Annotated in this window: 18 protein-coding genes; 13 read left to right on the forward strand and 5 right to left on the reverse strand. The window is 65.6% G+C overall.

Going from position 1 to position 16,595, the window contains the following annotated elements:
- The coding region (locus tag KBA48_RS19315; RefSeq protein ID WP_292909371.1) for a UDP-glucose/GDP-mannose dehydrogenase family protein at window positions 1–1,196 on the forward strand (1,196 nt) is incomplete at its 5' end.
- Window positions 1,197–1,241: 45 nt separating this feature from the next.
- Here the strand turns inward: KBA48_RS19315 and KBA48_RS19320 are convergent.
- Window positions 1,242–1,997 (reverse strand): SDR family oxidoreductase, encoded by a 756-nt coding sequence (locus KBA48_RS19320; protein ID WP_292909372.1) that lies wholly within the window; start codon window positions 1,995–1,997, stop codon window positions 1,242–1,244.
- Between the two features lie 169 nt (window positions 1,998–2,166).
- Here KBA48_RS19320 and KBA48_RS19325 point away from each other — a divergent pair, with 169 nt between their 5' ends.
- The 9 genes from KBA48_RS19325 to yihA all read left to right on the forward strand — a co-directional run bounded on the left by KBA48_RS19325 (window position 2,167) and on the right by yihA (window position 9,613).
- A complete protein-coding gene (locus tag KBA48_RS19325) occupies window positions 2,167–3,054 on the forward strand; it encodes an AraC family transcriptional regulator (protein ID WP_292909374.1) in 888 nt (295 codons plus the stop codon).
- A gap of 169 nt (window positions 3,055–3,223) precedes the next feature.
- Entirely contained in the window at window positions 3,224–4,618 is a 1,395-nt protein-coding gene (pgmG, locus tag KBA48_RS19330; RefSeq protein ID WP_292909376.1) for a phosphoglucomutase/phosphomannomutase PgmG, read from the forward strand.
- A gap of 25 nt (window positions 4,619–4,643) precedes the next feature.
- Window positions 4,644–5,513 carry an AraC family transcriptional regulator gene (locus tag KBA48_RS19335; RefSeq protein ID WP_292909378.1) on the forward strand — a complete coding sequence of 290 codons (870 nt, stop codon included), beginning with the start codon at window positions 4,644–4,646 and terminating at the stop codon, window positions 5,511–5,513.
- A 20-nt stretch (window positions 5,514–5,533) separates the two neighbouring features.
- Entirely contained in the window at window positions 5,534–5,944 is a 411-nt protein-coding gene (locus tag KBA48_RS19340) for a DUF2000 family protein (protein ID WP_292909380.1), read from the forward strand.
- A 126-nt stretch (window positions 5,945–6,070) separates the two neighbouring features.
- Window positions 6,071–6,205: a 50S ribosomal protein L34 gene (gene rpmH / locus KBA48_RS19345; protein WP_029013881.1), complete on the forward strand. Its 135-nt coding sequence runs from the start codon at window positions 6,071–6,073 to the stop codon at window positions 6,203–6,205.
- Window positions 6,206–6,216: 11 nt separating this feature from the next.
- Window positions 6,217–6,648: a ribonuclease P protein component gene (gene rnpA / locus KBA48_RS19350; protein ID WP_292909383.1), complete on the forward strand. Its 432-nt coding sequence runs from the start codon at window positions 6,217–6,219 to the stop codon at window positions 6,646–6,648.
- Window positions 6,645–6,914: a membrane protein insertion efficiency factor YidD gene (yidD, locus tag KBA48_RS19355; RefSeq protein WP_292909385.1), complete on the forward strand. Its 270-nt coding sequence runs from the start codon at window positions 6,645–6,647 to the stop codon at window positions 6,912–6,914. The genes rnpA and yidD overlap by 4 nt, the downstream gene beginning before the upstream one ends.
- An 83-nt stretch (window positions 6,915–6,997) precedes the next feature.
- On the forward strand, window positions 6,998–8,728 hold the full coding sequence (gene yidC / locus KBA48_RS19360) for a membrane protein insertase YidC (RefSeq protein WP_292909387.1): 1,731 nt from the start codon (window positions 6,998–7,000) through the stop codon (window positions 8,726–8,728).
- 207 nt (window positions 8,729–8,935) lie between these two features.
- On the forward strand, window positions 8,936–9,613 hold the full coding sequence (gene yihA / locus KBA48_RS19365; RefSeq protein WP_292909389.1) for a ribosome biogenesis GTP-binding protein YihA/YsxC: 678 nt from the start codon (window positions 8,936–8,938) through the stop codon (window positions 9,611–9,613).
- Between the two features lie 449 nt (window positions 9,614–10,062).
- On the opposite strand, the gene KBA48_RS19370 is transcribed toward yihA, so the two are convergent.
- The 4 genes from KBA48_RS19370 to KBA48_RS19385 all read right to left on the reverse strand — a co-directional run bounded on the left by KBA48_RS19370 (window position 10,063) and on the right by KBA48_RS19385 (window position 13,077).
- Complete coding sequence (locus KBA48_RS19370) at window positions 10,063–11,406, reverse strand: sensor histidine kinase (protein ID WP_292909391.1); 1,344 nt, start codon at window positions 11,404–11,406, stop codon at window positions 10,063–10,065.
- Window positions 11,406–12,065: a response regulator transcription factor gene (locus KBA48_RS19375; RefSeq protein ID WP_292909393.1), complete on the reverse strand. Its 660-nt coding sequence runs from the start codon at window positions 12,063–12,065 to the stop codon at window positions 11,406–11,408. The genes KBA48_RS19370 and KBA48_RS19375 overlap by 1 nt, the downstream gene beginning before the upstream one ends.
- Complete coding sequence (locus KBA48_RS19380; RefSeq protein ID WP_292909395.1) at window positions 12,065–12,415, reverse strand: PepSY domain-containing protein; 351 nt, start codon at window positions 12,413–12,415, stop codon at window positions 12,065–12,067. Before KBA48_RS19380 ends, KBA48_RS19375 begins: the two co-directional genes overlap by 1 nt.
- A gap of 98 nt (window positions 12,416–12,513) precedes the next feature.
- Window positions 12,514–13,077 (reverse strand): hypothetical protein, encoded by a 564-nt coding sequence (locus KBA48_RS19385; protein ID WP_292909397.1) that lies wholly within the window; start codon window positions 13,075–13,077, stop codon window positions 12,514–12,516.
- 333 nt (window positions 13,078–13,410) lie between these two features.
- Between KBA48_RS19385 and KBA48_RS19390 the strand changes: the two genes are divergently transcribed.
- The 3 genes from KBA48_RS19390 to KBA48_RS19400 all read left to right on the forward strand — a co-directional run bounded on the left by KBA48_RS19390 (window position 13,411) and on the right by KBA48_RS19400 (window position 16,421).
- Window positions 13,411–15,036, forward strand: coding sequence for a hypothetical protein (locus tag KBA48_RS19390; protein ID WP_292909399.1), 1,626 nt, complete (start codon window positions 13,411–13,413; stop codon window positions 15,034–15,036).
- 76 nt (window positions 15,037–15,112) lie between these two features.
- A complete protein-coding gene (locus KBA48_RS19395; RefSeq protein WP_292909401.1) occupies window positions 15,113–15,346 on the forward strand; it encodes a hypothetical protein in 234 nt (77 codons plus the stop codon).
- A gap of 115 nt (window positions 15,347–15,461) precedes the next feature.
- Complete coding sequence (locus tag KBA48_RS19400; RefSeq protein WP_292909403.1) at window positions 15,462–16,421, forward strand: glycosyltransferase family 2 protein; 960 nt, start codon at window positions 15,462–15,464, stop codon at window positions 16,419–16,421.
- Window positions 16,422–16,595 lie beyond the last annotated feature (174 nt).

A 16,595-nucleotide genomic window follows, 5' to 3' on the forward strand; every position in this document is an offset into this window, starting at 1 on the left:
GGGTGGGAGGCGCGGGGGGAAAAGACCGCCAGGGCGGGGCGCTTGCCCTCCCCCCCGGCCCTGCCCCCCCCCTTGGCCGGGCCGAAGGCTGCTTTAACGCCGGTGGGCAGGCGGCCGCGGCCGGGGACGGGCATGCCGACCTGTCCTATGTCTATGCCGCCGCCGCCGAGATTGCGGCGGCGCTCGACCCCGATGATTACACCGTCATCGTCACCAAGAGCACGGTGCCCGTGGGCACGGGGCGCGAGGTGGCGCGCATCATCCGCAAGACGCGGCCGGAAGCCGATTTCGACGTGGCATCCAACCCGGAATTCCTGCGCGAAGGGTCGGCCATCGAGGATTTCATGCGCCCCGACCGCGTGGTGATCGGCACCGACAGCGACAGGGCGCGGCAGGTGATGCGCGCCCTGTACCGCCCGCTGTTCCTGATCGAGACGCCGATTGTCTTCACCAGCCTGGAGACGTCGGAACTGATCAAATATGCCGCCAACACCTTCCTGGCCGCCAAGATCACCTTCATCAACGAGGTGGCGGACCTGTGCGAGAAGGTGGGCGCCGACGTGCATGACGTGGCCAAGGGCATCGGCCTGGATAACCGCATCGGCAAGAAGTTCCTGCATCCCGGCCCCGGCTATGGCGGGTCCTGCTTCCCCAAGGATACGCTGGCCCTGGTGAAGACGGCGCAGGATCACGGCACCCCGCTGCGCATTATCGAAACGGTCGTGGACATCAACGACAAGCGCAAGAAGGCCATGGCGACCCGTGTTGTTGCCGCCTGCGGCGGGTCGGTCCAGGGCAAGCGTATCGGTGTGCTGGGCGTGACGTTCAAGCCCAATACCGACGATATGCGCGATGCCCCGGCGCTGGATATCATCCCGGCGCTGCTGGAAGCAGGGGCCACGATTGTCGCCTTTGACCCCGCCGGCATGCATGAGGCGGGAAAGCTGCTGCCCGGTGTTGACTGGGCCGAGGATGCCTATGCCGCCCTGGAAGGGGCCGATTGCGCCCTGGTCCTGACGGAATGGAACGAGTTCCGGATGCTGAACCTGTCCCGCGTCTGCAAATCCATGAAGGCGCCGGTGCTGGTCGACCTGCGCAACATCTTCAATCCCGAGGACGCGGAGATGGCCGGCTTTGCCTATCACTGCGTCGGCCGGCCGGGCCGGGTGAAGAGGGCGAAGGGCGAGGCGCATTGAGAGCGGCGTCACATGCGGGCGCCCGCCCGCATGTGACGGTCAGGCTCAGATACCCTGGCCGCCCGATACCTCGATCCGCTGTGCCGTCACCCAGCGGTTGGCGGGGGACAGCAGGCTGGCGATCATGGGGCCGATATCGTCGGGCACGCCGACACGGCCCAGTGCCGTCATGTCGGCGAAGAACTTGTTGAATTCCGGCGTGTCGCGGACGGCGCCGCCGAAAAAGTCCGTCTCGATGGCGCCGGGCGCCACGATATTGACGGCGATGCCGCGCGCGCCCAGCTCCTTGGCCATATACAGCGTCAGGGTCTCCATGGCCCCCTTCACGGCGGCATAGGCGCCCCAGCCCGGCGCCGACACCCGTGTCAGGCCCGATGACAGGTTGACGATCCGCCCGCCATCCCCGATCAGGCCCAGCAGGGCCTGGGTCAGGAAGAAGGGGCCCTTGAAATGCACGTCGACCAGCCGGTCGAACTGCGCCACCGTGGTGTCGGCGATCAGGGCATGGTCACCGTGGCCGGCATTGTTCACCAGATGGTCGAAACGCTCGCGGCCCCAGGTCTGTGTCAGGGCGGTGCGCAGACTTTCGGCAAAATCCGCGAAGCTGGCGGCGTTGCCGACATCAAGCTGCAGGGCCACGGCCTTGCGGCCCAGCGCCGCGATCTCAGCCACCACGGCGGCGGCCTCTTCGGCACGGCTGTGATAGGTGATGATGACATCGCCGCCGCTGCGGGCAACGGACAGGGCCGTATTGCGGCCCAGGCCGCGGCTGGCGCCGGTGATCAGGGTGATGGTGGACATGAGAGCAATCCTTGTCTGCGGGGGACTTTCCGTGCCGGTCCGTCCCGGTTGCCGATGACGGATTTATAAGGCCGGGGGCTGTAATTCGTCGTTGCCGGAACCTGGATGATCTTTGCCTGATCCTCCAAATCCGCTTGGCGAAGGGGTGGAGTTAAGGCAGGGTAAGGGCATGAATAACGACCTTCTCCGCACTGTCCGCCGCTATCTGGAGGTGCATGCCGACCCGACCGGCATTGCCCATACCCCCATCGCGGGCCTGACCACCATCCGGTCGGCCACGCCCAGCGGACTGGTCCATGCCATCTCCAAACCCCTGGTCTGCCTGGTGCTGCAGGGGACCAAGCAGGTGACGATGGGGGCCAGCAGCTTCACCTTCGGGGCGGGAGATTCGCTGCTGATCACCGCCGATGTGCCCATTGTCAGCCAGATCACCACGGCCAGTGCCGAGGCGCCCTATATGTCGCTGGTGCTGGACCTGGATCTTGCCCTGATCGCCGATCTGGCGATGCAGATGGGGCCGGCGGCGATGGGGGAGGCGATGCCGGTGCGGGTCGATCCCACGGATGCGGAGGTGGCGGATGCGGCCCTGCGGCTGATGCGGCTGCTGGACCGGCCGGCGGCGGTGCCGGTTCTGCATGGGCAACTGGTGCGGGAACTGCATTACTGGCTGCTGTGCAGCCGGCATGGCGCCGATATCCGCCGTCTGGGCTGGCCCGACAGCCATGCCAGCCGGGTGGCCCGCGCCGTGGCCGTGCTGCGGGCCGATTATGCCAGGCCGCTGCCGGTGGAGCGGCTGGCCGCCGTGGCAGGCATGAGTCCGTCGTCCTTTCACCAGCATTTCCGGTCTGTCACCTCCCTGTCGCCGCTGCAGTTCCAGAAGCAGTTGCGCCTGATCGAGGCGCGGCGGCGTATGCTGGCCGAGGGCGTGACGGTCAGTGTTGCGGCCTTTGCCGTCGGTTATGAAAGCGTGTCACAGTTCACCCGTGAATATCGCCGTATGTTCGGCCAGCCGCCGGCGCGGGAGACGGAGGCGGCACGCGGTCTGGTGGCGGCCTGAGGCGGCTTCCGGTGTGGGGATGGCTGGTAACGTCCGTCACCCCACTACCTCCATCGCCCCGAAACAAACCCGCCTTCTGCGCTGTTGAACAGGCTGGCGGGCGGTCGCGGCTTGTGCTTTGCTGCCGCCATAATCCTTTTTAACCAACCTCTGTTCAGGTGACGGAAACATGACCCTGGCGCACAATTTCCATCCCACGGTCCTGCGCGAATACGATATCCGCGGCATCATCGGAAAGACGCTGACGACCGACGATGCCCGCGCCATCGGCCGGGGCTTCGGCACCATGGTGGTGCGCGGGGGCGGCAAGAAGGTGGCCATCGGCTATGACGGCCGCCTGTCCTCGCCCGACCTGGAAGCGGCGGCGGTGGAAGGGTTGAAGTCCGTCGGCCTACATGTGGTGCGTATCGGCCTGGGCCCGACGCCCATGCTGTATTTCACGGCGCGGCACCTGAAGCTGGATGCCGGCATGATGATCACCGGCTCGCACAATCCGCCGGATTATAACGGCTTCAAGATGATGATCGGCAAGGCGCCGTTCTTCGGCAGCCAGATCCTGGAGATCGGCAAGATCGCCGCCGCCGGCGATTTCGCCACGGGTGAGGGCTCGGAAGAAACCATCGACATCCAGGATACCTATGTCGACCGTCTGGCCGCCGATTATGACGGCACCCGCGACCTGAACGTCGTCTGGGACAATGGCAACGGGGCGGCGGGTGAAATCCTGCGCCGGCTGGTGAAGAAGCTGCCGGGCAAGCATACGCTGCTGTTCGACGATATCGACGGCACCTTCCCCAACCACCATCCCGACCCGACCATTCCGGAAAACCTGGAAGACATCATCCACAAGGTGGCCGAAGAGAAGGCCGATCTGGGCATTGCGTTTGACGGTGACGCCGACCGTATCGGCGCCGTGGATGAGAAGGGCCGTATCGTCTGGGGCGACCAGTTGGTGGCGATCTATTCCAAGGATGTGCTGGCAGCCCATCCCGGCGCTACCATCATCGCCGACGTGAAGGCCAGCCAGACCCTGTTCGACCAGATCGCCAAGCTGGGCGGCAAGCCGCTGATGTGGAAGACGGGCCATTCGCTGCTGAAGGCCAAGATGGCCGAGACGAACAGCCCGCTGGCCGGTGAGATGTCGGGCCATATCTTCTTCGCCGACAAATATTACGGCTTCGACGATGCGCTGTACTGCGCGGTCCGTCTGCTGGGTCTGGTGTCGCGCCATGGTGAATTGTCGGCCCTGCGCGATGAATTGCCCGACGTGCTGAACACACCGGAAGTCCGCTTCCAGGTCAGCGAGGAGCGCAAGTTCGCCGCCGTGGAGGAGATCAAGGCCCGCGTGAAGGCGGAAGAAGCCGCCGGCGGCGCCGAGGTTAACGACATTGACGGCGTGCGCGTGAAGACTGCCGATGGCTGGTGGCTGCTGCGCGCGTCCAACACCCAGGACGTGCTGGTCGCCCGTGCCGAGGCCTTCAGCCCCGAGGGTCTGGAGCGCCTGAAGGATGCCATCAAGGACAATCTGGCCAAGAGCGGCATCGCCGCCCCGGCCGATTTCTGATGTGAGGGTGGCGGGGGAGGGTGCGATGGACGCGGCGTCCCCCGCCCCGTCATCCCGCGACTGGGCACAGTTGCGGCGAGATGCCGAGACGGGCATTGAAAGCATCCGGGCCCATTTCACGGGCCATGCCTATGACATGCACGACCATGACGAAGTGCTGCTGGGCGTCACGGAACAGGGCGTGCAGTCCTTCCGCTGTGGCCGGCAGCAGGTGGTCAGCATCCCCGGCCGCGCCATCCTGATCGAACCCGGCCAGCCGCATGACGGGCATAGTCCCGACCCGGCCGGTTTCACCTATCAGATGCTGTATCTGCCCCTATCCTGGGTTCAGGCCCGGCGGGACGCCGCGACCGGGCCGCTGGCGCCGCTGGGGTTCCGTCAGACCCTGTGGGAGGATGCGGGGCTTTGCCGCGACATCGCCGCCGCTTTCCGCGCCCTGCACGGGCGGGAGGGGCGGCTGGCCCGTGATCTGGCGCTGGACCGGCTGTTGGGGCGGCTGTGGCAGCCTGATCTCTGGCGGGCCGAATCTGCCGGCCACCGGCCGCACCGCGCGGCCCGCCGGGCACGCGCGGCGCTGCATGATCATATGGAGACGGATATCGGGCTGGATGAACTGGCCGACATGGCGGGCACCGACCGGTTCCGCCTGAACCGGCAATTCCGGGAGGCGTATGGCCGCTCCCCCCATGCCTATCTGGTGCAGTTGCGGCTGAAGCGGGCCAAGGCGCTGCTGGCGGCGGGAGCGGCGCCGGCGGATGTGGCGGCCCGGGTCGGATTCGCCGATCAGAGCCATCTGGGCCGCTGGTTCCGCCGCGCCTATGGCACCAGCCCCGCCGCCTATCGCAAAATCTGCACAAACATTCCAGACACGGACCCGACCGCATCGCCATCCTGAGCCCCCATTACCGGAGGGACATGATGTTCGATACCAAGGTCGCCCTGATCATCCGCGACGATCTGTTGCCCTGGCAACGGCTGAACGTGGCTGCTTTCCTGGCGACGGGGATTGTTGCGGGCGCGCCGGACGCGCTGGGCGATCCTTACCTGGATGGGGCCGGCCGGTCCTATGGCCGCATGCTGGGCCAGCCGATGCTGGTGTTCCAGGCGGATCGGGACGGGCTGGCGCGGGCGGCGCAGGTTTCGCGTGAACGCGGGCTGTTGACCGTGCCCTATGTGGCGGGCATGTTCCGCACCGGCAATGACGCGGATAATCGCGCCTGTTTCCAGGCGGAGGACCCGGACGCGCCCGACTGGGTGGGCATCGGCCTGCGCGGGGCGAAGAAGGGGGTGGAGAAGGCTACGAAGGGCCTTTCACTGCACCCTTGAGATTTGATGTCTTGCGGGCCTGGGTTGCAGGTCATGTTCCCCAGCGTGGTTGACTCAGGGCCGCTTCGCCACTATAGACCACGCTTCGTTTTTGTACTCAGTAGTTTCAAGACCGGAGTAAGTACCGTGAAGCGTCCCTTTCAGCCCTCCAAGATCGTGCGCGCCCGCCGTCATGGTTTCCGCGCCCGCATGGCCACCGTTGCGGGCCGTAACATCATCAACAAGCGCCGCGCCCAGGGCCGCAAGAAGCTGAGCGCCTAAAGGTTACCGGCATGGCGCCCCCGGCCAAGGCCAAGGTGGGGCGCCTGACCAGACGGCCGCAATTCCTGGCCGTCGCGGGCGCCCGTCGCAAATGGGCCACGCCGGGCCTGATTCTTCAGGCCCGCGCCCATGATGAGCGGCAACACCCGAATCCCGGCGAACCGCCGGTACGGATCGGCCTGACAGCCAGCAAGAAGGTGGGCGGCGCGGTTGAACGCAACCGCGCCCGTCGTCGTCTGCGCGCGGCACTGGCCGAGGTGTTGGCCCCCAACGCCACCCCCGGGCACGATTTCGTGCTGGTGGCGCGGGCGGAAACGGTGCGGCGGCCCTATGCCGACCTGAAGGCCGATCTGACCCAGGCTTTGAAGAAGCTGCGGGTCTGGAAAGGCAAGCGGGAGGCGGCGGCAGCCGAATCAGGCGCGGCCAAGGATGAAAAAGCATGAGCCCGGCGGCCTGGCTGCTCCGGGCTTTTGTGCTTTTCTACCGTTGGGTCATCCGGCCGATGATGGGGCCGCCCCGTTGCAGGTTCCACCCCTCATGCTCACATTACGCGCTGGAAGCGCTGAGCGTGCATGGGGCGGTAAAGGGCGGCTGGCTGACCCTGCGGCGTCTGGCGCGCTGTCATCCCTGGGGCGGGGACGGGTATGACCCGGTACCACCCCGGCATCCGGGACATGCACCGGATGGAAAATGTTGCGGCGGGCATTGATCGCCCGCCGTTTTCATGTGACCAACCGGGGCGTGCCCCGGTATGTAACCGGCCATTGAATTCGGAACCTGGACCAAACACCCATGACGGATCAGAAGAACCTCATCCTGACCATCGTGATCTCGATCGCGATCCTGTTCGGGTTCCATTATTTCTATGAACGTCCGCGCCAGATGGCAGCCCAGGCCGAAGCCCAGCGGCAGCAGGCGCTGCAGGCCGAGCAGGTGCCGGCGGCTGTGCCCGGCGGGGCTGCGGCGCCCGGCATCGGGGGCGATGTGGTCCCCGCTGTCCGCGATCGCACCGCCGTGCTGGCCGAGACGGGGCGCGTGGCCATCGTCACCCCCAGCCTGCACGGGTCGATCAACCTGCGCGGCGGCCGCATCGATGACCTGACGCTGGCCAAGTACAAGACCACCCCGGACAAGAACAGCCCGGAAGTGGTGCTGCTGGCCCCGGTCGGGACCGAGCACCCCTATTACGCCGAATTCGGCTGGGTCGCCGCCAATGCAGGCGAGGCCGTGGCCCTGCCCAAGGCCGATACGGTCTGGACCGCCAGCACCGACAGGCTGACGCCCGACAGCCCGGTCACCCTGTCCTGGGACAATGGCGCCGGCCTGGTGTTCGAGCGCACCGTCGCCATCGATGCCGACTATATGTTCACGGTGACGCAGCGCGTGCTGAACCAGACGGGCGATGCGGTGGCGCTCAGCCCCTATGGCTTCGTGCAGCGCCGTGGCATGCCGAAGGTGGAAGGTACCTACGTCCTGCATGAGGGGCCGCTGGCCATCGTCGACGGCACCCTGAAGGAATACAAGTACAACGACCTGAAGGAAGACGGGAAGACCATCAACCTGTCCAGCAAGGGCGGCTGGATCGGCATCACCGACAAATACTGGCTGGTCGGCCTGATCCCGGACCAGTCGGTCACCACCGACATGCGTGTCCTGCACCAGAACAGCGGCACCGATGTCTATCAGGTTGATTACAAGGCGCCGTCCGTCTCCGTCGCGGCGGGTGCGGCGGCGGAGACGACCCACCGCCTGTTCGCGGGCGCCAAGATCGTGGGCCTGCTGAACGACTATAATGACAAGCTGGGCATCGACAGCCTGGACTATGCCGTCGACTGGGGCTGGTTCTACTTCCTGACCAAGCCGTTCTTCCACGGCCTGGACTGGCTGGGCGTGACCATCGGCAATTTCGGCATCGCCATCCTGGTCTTCACCGTTTTCCTGCGTCTGGCCTTCTTCCCCATCGCGAACAAGCAGTATGAAGCGTTCGCGAAGATGAAGAAGCTTCAGCCCAAGATGGAGGAGCTGAAGAAGAAGCACGGCGACAACCGCGAAGCCCTCTCCATGGAGATGATGAAGCTGTACAAGGAGGAGAAGGCCAATCCGCTGGCCGGCTGCCTGCCCATCCTGCTTCAGATCCCCGTGTTCTTCGCGCTGTACAAGGTCCTGTACGTCACCATCGAAATGCGCCATGCGCCCTTCTATGGCTGGATCCATGACCTGTCCGCCGCCGACCCGACGACCCTGTTCAACCTGTTCGGCCTGATCCCGTGGGACCCGCCCAGCATGCTGCATATTGGCGTCTGGCCGCTGCTGATGGGTGCCACCATGTGGCTGCAGCAGAAGATGAACCCGGCCAACCCGGACCCGGTGCAGCAGAAGGTGATGATGATGCTGCCCTTCATCTTCACCTACATGATGGCCAGCTTCCCCGCCGGTCTGGTCATCTACTGGACCTGGTCCAACCTGCTGTCCATCGCGCAGCAATGGATCATCATGCGCCGCATGGGCGTGAAGCCGACGTGATGCGTGCGGGTGGGGGTGTTGTTCCCTCACCCTCCCATCGGCTGTTGCCGACGGGCCCCTCCCTCTCCCGCCCTGCGGGAGAGGGTGTATTTTTTCCAAACCTGCCCTCGCCCACCCCGTGGGAGGGGGAGGAGCCCAAACCGGAAGGCTTGGGAGGGTGAGGGTCAAGCCCACATCCATCATGTTCGAACAGGAAGGAGTTCCCCCATGGCCAAGCCGCTGACCATCACCCCGTCCCTGATCGGTGACCTGACCGAGATGGAGATCGAGGCCGGGCGTCTGCTGTTCGCCAAGGAGTGCGACTTCTTCTGGGGGGCGGAGGCCGCCACCACCCTGCCGGAGGCCGTGCTGCCGGAAGTGTGCTTCGCGGGCCGGTCCAACGTGGGCAAGTCGTCGCTGGTCAATGCCCTGACGGGGCGCAAGACGCTGGCCCGCACCAGCCAGACGCCGGGTCGTACCCAGCAGCTCAACTTCTTCAATCTGGGCAGCCGGCTGGTCATGGTGGACATGCCGGGCTATGGCTATGCCCAGGTGTCGAAGGAGCGGTCGGCCGCCTGGGTCGATTTCATCAAGTCCTATCTGCGCGGCCGCGTCACGCTAAAGCGCGCCCTGGTCCTGGTCGATGCCCGTCATGGCCTGAAGCCGCATGATGTCGACATGATGAAGATGATGGACCAGACGGCTGTCGGTTATCAGATCGTGCTGACCAAGGCCGACACGCTGAAGCCCGGTGCCTTGGACAAGGTCCGCGAACAGCTGGCCGGCGCCTTGAAGACCCATGGTGCCGCCCATCCGGAAGTGCTGGCCACGTCCGCCGAGACCGGTCTGGGCATCCCGGAACTGCGCGGCTTCCTGACCCGGTTGGCGGAGCCGCTGCCGGTTTGAGCCCATTTGGGGTGGGGTGGTGGTTGAGGGTTGGGTTTTGCCCTCACCCTCCCACCCGCTGACGCGGGCGGGCCCCTCCCTCTCCCACGGTTGTGGGCGAGGGGCGGAACTTGGTGTTGAGCCTTATTTCGCCCCTCGCCCGCTTGGCGGGAGAGGGAGGGGCCCGCCCGCGTCAGCGGGTGGGAGGGTGAGGGACCCAGTACCCGGCAAGGGGGGCTGCCAGGGCCGGCGGACCTGTCCGGTGAACGGGGGACGGTCCGCGCGGACCCTGGCAGACAGGGCCGGGCATTGCAGCTAGGGGGAATGCCCGGCCCCGGTTCGCTGAGTACAGCAAGGGGCCTGCCAAGTCGGGAAACCCAGCATTTCCACCACGCCGGTGGTTGCGGCGGCCCGGATGCTGTTCACTTGCGGACACTCACTGTCCGGTGGCGGACATTTCCGCAATCGTTCTACCCGCGCGGCAGCGACAGCACGGCCCGCAGGCCACCAGCCGCCGCCGCATCCAATGTCAGGTCCCCGCCATAGAGCCGGGCCAGATCATCCACGATGGCCAGGCCCAGGCCGCTGCCCGGCACCGCCTCGTCCAGGCGGACCCCACGGGCCAGCACAGAGGCGCGCTCGGTTTCGGGGATGCCGGGACCGTCATCATCGATCGTGATGCGTACCCGGTCCCGCCCATCGGCCGTGACGGACAGGAAGACCCGGCCCCGGCACCATTTGGCGGCATTGTCCAGCAGGTTGCCGGCCATCTCCGCCAGATCCTGCGCCTCCCCCCGGAAGGACAGCGCCTCGTCCCCCGTCAGCGCCACCTCGATATCCCGGTCGGGGTGCAGGCGCGCGATGGTGCGGGCGAGCGGGCGCAGGGTGGCCAGGACCGGCGTGCGCAGGCCCGCCCCCTTGGCCATGGCGGCGGCGCGGGCACGGGTCAGGTGGCGGTCGATCTGCCGGCGCATGCGCTCGGCCTCCGCCTGGATCAGGGCCGATTCGGCGGGGTCGGACAGGGTGGCGGCAGAGTTGGCGATGATGGTCAGCGGGGTTTTCAGGGCGTGGGCCAGATTGCCGGCCTGGGTCCGGGCGCGGTCCACCATCTCCGCATTGTCGGCCAGAAGCTGGTTTAGGTCGTCAGCCAGGGGCTGCACCTCTGACGGGAAGGCGCCGACCAGCCGGGTGGACCTTCCCGCCCGCAGATCGGCCAGCGCCCGGCGCAGCCGGTCCAGCGGTACAAGCCCCAGCCGCACCTGCACCAGCGCCGCACCCAGCAGGCCCAGGGCCAGCACGCATAACGACAGGGTCAGCACTTCGGCAAAGCGGCGGGTGGCGGCGGTCAGTTCGGCGGTGGTGGCGGCCACCGACACTTCCACCGGGCTTTCCGAATCGGGCAGGCGCACACGGCGCGACCAGACCAGCAGCGCCTCCCCATCCGGTCCGGTGGCCGTCCGCCGGTGCAGGGCGCCGTCATCGGGCAGGGTGCCTTCCGGTCGCAATTCCTGATCCCAGAGGGAGCGGGAGCGCAGGGCCACACCCTGATCATCCGTGACCTGCCAGTAGAGGCCCGACAGGGGCCGCTGGAAGCGGGGGTCCGACAGGTCGCGCGACACCTCCACCCGCCCGCCGGGGCCGGGATGCAGGGTCACGGTCAGTTCATCCAGATGCAATTCGGCATGGCGCGCCAGTTCCGCCTCCGCATGGTTGCGGAAAATGTCGGTCAGCAGCCAGCCGGCCATGGCCAGGGCCAGCGTCACCCACACGACCGCCAGTGCCAGCAGGCGAAGCCCCAGCGAGCCGCGCCGCATCAGACGGCTTCCATACGATAGCCCTGGCCGCGTTCGGTATGGATCACGGGCGCCCCCAGCTTGCGCCGCAACCGGCCGATGAACACCTCGATCGTGTTGCTGTCGCGGTCGAAATCCTGGGCATAGATATGTTCGGTCAATTCGGTGCGCGACAGGATGCGGCCCTGGTGATGCATCATGTAGGACAGGACCCGCTGTTCATGGGCGGTCAGATTGATCGGGGTGCCCGAGACCGCGACGCGGCCCGTGCGCGTATCCAGGCTGACGGGGCCGCAGGTCAGGGCCGGAGAGGCCTGCCCGCCGGCGCGGCGGATCAGGGCGCGCAACCTGGCCAGCAATTCCTCCATGCGGAAGGGCTTGGCCAGATAATCATCGGCGCCGGCATCCATGCCCTCCACCTTTTCCTGCCAGGTGCCGCGCGCCGTCAGGATCAGGACGGGCATGGCCCGGCCCGCCGCCCGCCAGTCGCGCAGCACCGACAGCCCGTCGCGGCCCGGCAATCCTAAGTCCAGCACGACGGCGTCATAGGGCTCTGTCTCGCCCATGAACGCCGCTTCCACCCCGTCCGGGGCGGGGTCGGCGACATAGCCGGCCTCGTTCAGGGCCAGGATCAACTGCCGGCGCAGGTTGGCGTCATCCTCCGCCACCAGGATGCGCATCACTTCTTCTCCTTCAGCAGGTCCTTGCCGGCAGCCTTGGCCTTCAGCAGCTTGCCGTCGGCGGCGTCATACAAAAGCTCGATCAGCCGCCCGTCGGGGGCCAGGATTTCAATGTCATAGACGAAGCGGCCATGCTTGGTCTCCAGTTCCACTTCCAGCAGCCGGCCGGGATATTCGGCCTCCGCCTTTTCCATGATGGTGCGCAGCGACATGATCTCGCCGCGCTCCAGCGCCGCGCGGGCGCGGTCATGGTCGGCGCGGTCATCATCATCGTCATCATCATCGGCCCAGACATGCGGTGCGCCGGCCAGGGCCAGGAACAGGCAGAGGGGCAGCAGCAGGAGGCGCATGGGTGGGGGGTGGCTCCGGGAACGGGAGAAGGGATGGTAGCTGTTGGCGGCAAAAGGGGGAACCCCGGCGACGGGTGGCATCGCCGGGGCAGGGGGCCTCAATACACCAGACCTTCCGCCGTCAGGCCGGACAGCAGGGTCTTGACGCCGACCAGATCCAGAGTGCCCTGGCCCTCGGCCAGTTCGGTCCAGGTGCCGTCATTGTTGCTGTCGGCGAACACGGTCCATTCGATGCGGCCCTTTTCCACCTCGGTCTTCACCACCAGACCGTCACGCAACTGCCAGGTCTCGTTACGGTCGGGCCGTTCGGTTTCCCAACGGCCATCGTCCCATTCCTGCATGCTGGTGACGCGGCCATCATTGGCGAAGGTGAAGCGGTAGCTGTCATCCAGATTGCCGGCCACGGGGCGGTTCCAGCTATAGGCCTCGAAATAGATGCCATCGCCATTGATGTCGGTATAGAGCGTCACCTCGGTCCCGTCGCGGTCGGTTTCGGTCTTCACGACCCCGTCCTGGGTGACCGTCCAGCTTTCATTGCGGCCGATCTTCTCGTTCTGCCAGCGGCCTTTTTCCATTTCCTGAACGGCGGTGATGCCGCCATTGCCGAGCGTGAAACGGTAGCCGCCTTCGAACGGGCTGGGGGCGGTGACGGTACGGGCCATTGGAACAACTCCTGTCATTGTCTGCCAAGATACCGGCCTCCAACGGGCCGGTTTCAGACGGGACAATAGGGGCGCGAACCTGAACGCTGCCTGAAAGCGCCGTTCAGAAAGCGTTCAGGAAAGGCAAGGGGCCGCGTCTGCCTTGATTGCGCCCGGATGCGGGCTTATACGCTTTCATGTTCCCTCAAGTGCCGGGCGCTGCCTCCGGCAGCTTGGCTCGACGAGCGCACGGGCGCCGGGCTGGCCGTCGCCAGCCTCCAATCTGCCAAGGGGCAAGCCCTCGTCAGATTGGGATTGTCGCCGCACAAGTTTAACCCAAATCCCGGTCTCCCCATGTCCCCCAGCCATCGCCTGTCCCAGCCGCGCACCATCCTTGTGGCGCTGCTGATTCTGCTGCCGCTGCTGGTGGCGTTCTATTCCCTGACCTTGGGCCAGGACGGGAACTGGGACCTGCGCAATTACCATTGGTACAATGCCATGGCCTTCCTGGAGGGCCGCGAGCTGGTGCAGGATGTGGCGCCGGCGCAGGTGGCCACCTTCTACAATCCCACCCTGGATCTGCCGGTCTATTGGCTGGCGCAGGTGCTGCCGGCCCGTGCGGTGTCCTTCATCCTGTCCTGGGTGCAGGGGATGAACCTTGTGCCGCTGACAGGCATGGCCTGGCTGCTGCTGCCGGTGCTGGGGGGGCGTGCGCGGGCCCTGGCGTCGGTGGCCTTGGCGCTGGTCTGTTTCCTGGGCGCCGGGCAGATGGGGCTGCTGGGCACCACCTTCTATGACAATGTCATCAGCCTGTTCGTGCTGGGCAGCGCCTGGCTGGTCATGGCGCGGGCCGATGATGTGTGGGGCGGCGCGCCCAAGGTGGCGTTCCCCATTGTGTTCATCGCCGGCCTGCTGGTCGGGTCGGCGGTTGGCCTGAAGCAGCCGACGCTGCCTTATGCCGTGGGCCTGTGCTTTGCCTTCCTGGCGGTGGCGGGCAGTTTCTGGCGGCGCCTGTTCCTGTCGTTTTTCTTCGGCATCGGCGTCATTGCCGGCATGGCATTGTTCTCCGGCCATTGGATGTGGCACCTCTGGACCACCTACCAGAACCCGCTTTTTCCTTATTTCAATGACTTCTTCAAATCGCCCTGGGGCGTGCCGGAGGCGTATCGGGACGACAAGTTCCTGCCGCACGGTCTGTGGAACAACCTGATCTTCCCCTATACGTGGCTGATGGACCCTAAGAAGGTGGGGGAGATCCTGTTCACCGACCTGCGGGTGCCGGTGATGGTGGTCGTCCTGCTGCTGACCCCGTTCCTGGCGCTGGCCGGGCGGTTCGGAGCCAAGCGCGACGCGGTGGTGCCGTTCCGTCCGGCGCTGTATCTGCTGGTGGCTGGCGCCTTGACCTATCTGGCCTGGCTGAAACTGTTCGCCATTTATCGCTATCTGATCCCGCTGGAGATGATGGCCCCGCTGGTAGTGGTAGCCGCTGTCGCGCTGTGGCCCCTGCCACGCCGGGCAAAGGGGGTGGCGATCTTGGCGCTGCTGGCCCTGGTCACCGTCACGGCCCGGCCCGGCACCTGGGCGCGGGTGCCGTTCGCGGACAAGTTCGTGGAAGTCTCGATCCCCGACCTGCCCAACCCGGACAATACCATCATCATCCAGACTGGCTATGCGCCCACCAGTTTCCTGGCCTATGGCTTCCCCAGGAAGGTGCCGTTCCTGCGCATCCACAGCTATTTCATCCATCCCGACCATGGCGACATCCTGCTGAACCGTGCCATGCATGGCCGCATCGATGCGCATGATGGCGACATCTTCTGGCTGGTCGCGCATTGGGAAATCTGGACGGCGGACCATATCCTTCCCCATTACGGTCTGGCCGCCGACATGAATGATTGCGGGCTGGTGAAATCCAACCTGGATGAACCGATGATGCTCTGCCGGTTGCACAAGGCGGTTGTTGCGCCAACTGATGGGTGATCCTGCACTTGGAAGCAGCGCCAACCTGCGCTACATTGCCAGTGTGCAGGTTAGGTGGCATTCTATGCAGATGGTCATGGATACGCATCGCGTGGTGAAGAGGCTGAAAGAAGCCGGCTTCACCGACACACAGGCTGAAGTGGTGACCGACATCGTGCGCGATGCGCGGGAGATGGATCGTGATGATCTGGTCACCAAGAATTTCCTGAAGGCCGAACTGGCGGAGTTCAAGGCGGATCTGCTGAAATGGCTGTTGCCGATGATGGTCGGCCAAGTCGCCTTAACCGCCGCCCTGGTCAAACTGCTCTAGCATTCCCGCCAGAACGACGGACATGAAAGCGCCGCGTTTCCGCCGCAGCTTTCCCTGAATATCCGTGTTATCTGTCTGTCATCCAACCCTTGTCCAACCGGACCCGAAATATCCCATGTCTGACAGTCTGACCCAGGGCACCCCGAGCATCGCCGTTCTGGTGCCCTGCTATAACGAGGAAGCGTCCATTGAAGCCGTCGTGCGCGACTTCAAGGCCGCCCTGCCGACCGCCACCATCTATGTCTATGACAACAACTCCAAGGATCGCACCTCGGAGATTGCCAGGGCGGCCGGGGCCGTGGTGCGGCGGGAGCCGCTGCAGGGCAAGGGCAATGTCGTGCGCCGCATGTTCGCGGACATCGAGGCCGACGTCTATGTCATGGTGGATGGCGACGACACGTATCACGCGCCCAGCGCCGGCAAGCTGGTGGCCAAGCTTCTGGATGAGAAGCTGGACATGGTTAACGGTGCGCGCGTCACCGATTGGGAGAATTATCGCGCCGGTCACCGGCTGGGCAATGTCATGCTGACCACGCTGGTCACCATGGTGTTCGGCAAGCGCACCGACGATCTTCTGTCCGGCTACCGCGTCTTTTCGCGCCGTTTCGTAAAAAGCTTCCCGGTCCTGGCCGGCGGGTTCGAGATCGAGACGGAACTGGTGGTGCATGCGCTGGAAATGAGCATGCCGCTGGGCGAGGTGGAAACGCCGTACAAGGACCGCGCGCCGGGGTCGGTGTCGAAACTGTCCACCTTCCGCGACGGGTTCCGCATCCTGTGGATGATCGGCAAGCTGATCAAGGAAGAGCGGCCGATGCAGTCCTTCGGGCTGGTCGCCGCGCTGCTGGCCGTGATTTCGGTGATCATCACGGTGCCGCTGTTCATCACCTATTACGAAACCGGTCTGGTGCCGCGTTTCCCCACGGCCGTGTTGGCCACGGGCCTGGGCCTGCTGTCCTTCCTGGCCCTGACCTGCGGCCTGATCCTGGACACGGTTACCAGAGGCCGGCGGGAGATGAAGCGCCTGCGCTATCTGGAAATCCCGGCCCCGGATTTCGACAGCGGGTTTCTGAAGTAATACCTGCGGCTGAAATCTTGACCGATGGCCAAGATTTTCAGCCCCTCAAGCGCCGGCGCCAACATCCGTTGGCTTGGCTTCACGCGGCACGTGCCGCGCGGCGGCAGTCGCCGCCGTACCATCGGTCAAGAATTTTGACCGATGGTGTAGTACCGACGCTCGTGCGGCGTGGCC

Origin of the sequence: Niveispirillum sp. (genome assembly GCF_017996735.1) — a bacterium.
In the GTDB taxonomy this organism is placed as follows: domain Bacteria; phylum Pseudomonadota; class Alphaproteobacteria; order Azospirillales; family Azospirillaceae; genus Niveispirillum.

Bases quoted from the DNA above. Each gene is read 5' to 3' on its own strand.
- yidD (WP_292909385.1), top strand. From the start codon at position 6,645: ATGAGCCCGGCGGCCTGGCTGCTCCGGGCTTTTGTGCTTTTCTACCGT.
- yidC (WP_292909387.1), top strand. From the start codon at position 6,998: ATGACGGATCAGAAGAACCTCATCCTGACCATCGTGATCTCGATCGCG.
- KBA48_RS19375 (WP_292909393.1), bottom strand. From the start codon at position 12,065: ATGCGCATCCTGGTGGCGGAGGATGACGCCAACCTGCGCCGGCAGTTG.
- KBA48_RS19335 (WP_292909378.1), top strand. From the start codon at position 4,644: ATGGACGCGGCGTCCCCCGCCCCGTCATCCCGCGACTGGGCACAGTTG.
- KBA48_RS19370 (WP_292909391.1), bottom strand. From the start codon at position 11,406: ATGCGGCGCGGCTCGCTGGGGCTTCGCCTGCTGGCACTGGCGGTCGTG.
- KBA48_RS19340 (WP_292909380.1), top strand. From the start codon at position 5,534: ATGATGTTCGATACCAAGGTCGCCCTGATCATCCGCGACGATCTGTTG.
- KBA48_RS19325 (WP_292909374.1), top strand. From the start codon at position 2,167: ATGAATAACGACCTTCTCCGCACTGTCCGCCGCTATCTGGAGGTGCAT.
- KBA48_RS19390 (WP_292909399.1), top strand. From the start codon at position 13,411: ATGTCCCCCAGCCATCGCCTGTCCCAGCCGCGCACCATCCTTGTGGCG.
- rnpA (WP_292909383.1), top strand. From the start codon at position 6,217: ATGGCGCCCCCGGCCAAGGCCAAGGTGGGGCGCCTGACCAGACGGCCG.
- KBA48_RS19395 (WP_292909401.1), top strand. From the start codon at position 15,113: ATGGATACGCATCGCGTGGTGAAGAGGCTGAAAGAAGCCGGCTTCACC.
- KBA48_RS19400 (WP_292909403.1), top strand. From the start codon at position 15,462: ATGTCTGACAGTCTGACCCAGGGCACCCCGAGCATCGCCGTTCTGGTG.
- KBA48_RS19380 (WP_292909395.1), bottom strand. From the start codon at position 12,415: ATGCGCCTCCTGCTGCTGCCCCTCTGCCTGTTCCTGGCCCTGGCCGGC.
- KBA48_RS19320 (WP_292909372.1), bottom strand. From the start codon at position 1,997: ATGTCCACCATCACCCTGATCACCGGCGCCAGCCGCGGCCTGGGCCGC.
- KBA48_RS19385 (WP_292909397.1), bottom strand. From the start codon at position 13,077: ATGGCCCGTACCGTCACCGCCCCCAGCCCGTTCGAAGGCGGCTACCGT.
- yihA (WP_292909389.1), top strand. From the start codon at position 8,936: ATGGCCAAGCCGCTGACCATCACCCCGTCCCTGATCGGTGACCTGACC.
- pgmG (WP_292909376.1), top strand. From the start codon at position 3,224: ATGACCCTGGCGCACAATTTCCATCCCACGGTCCTGCGCGAATACGAT.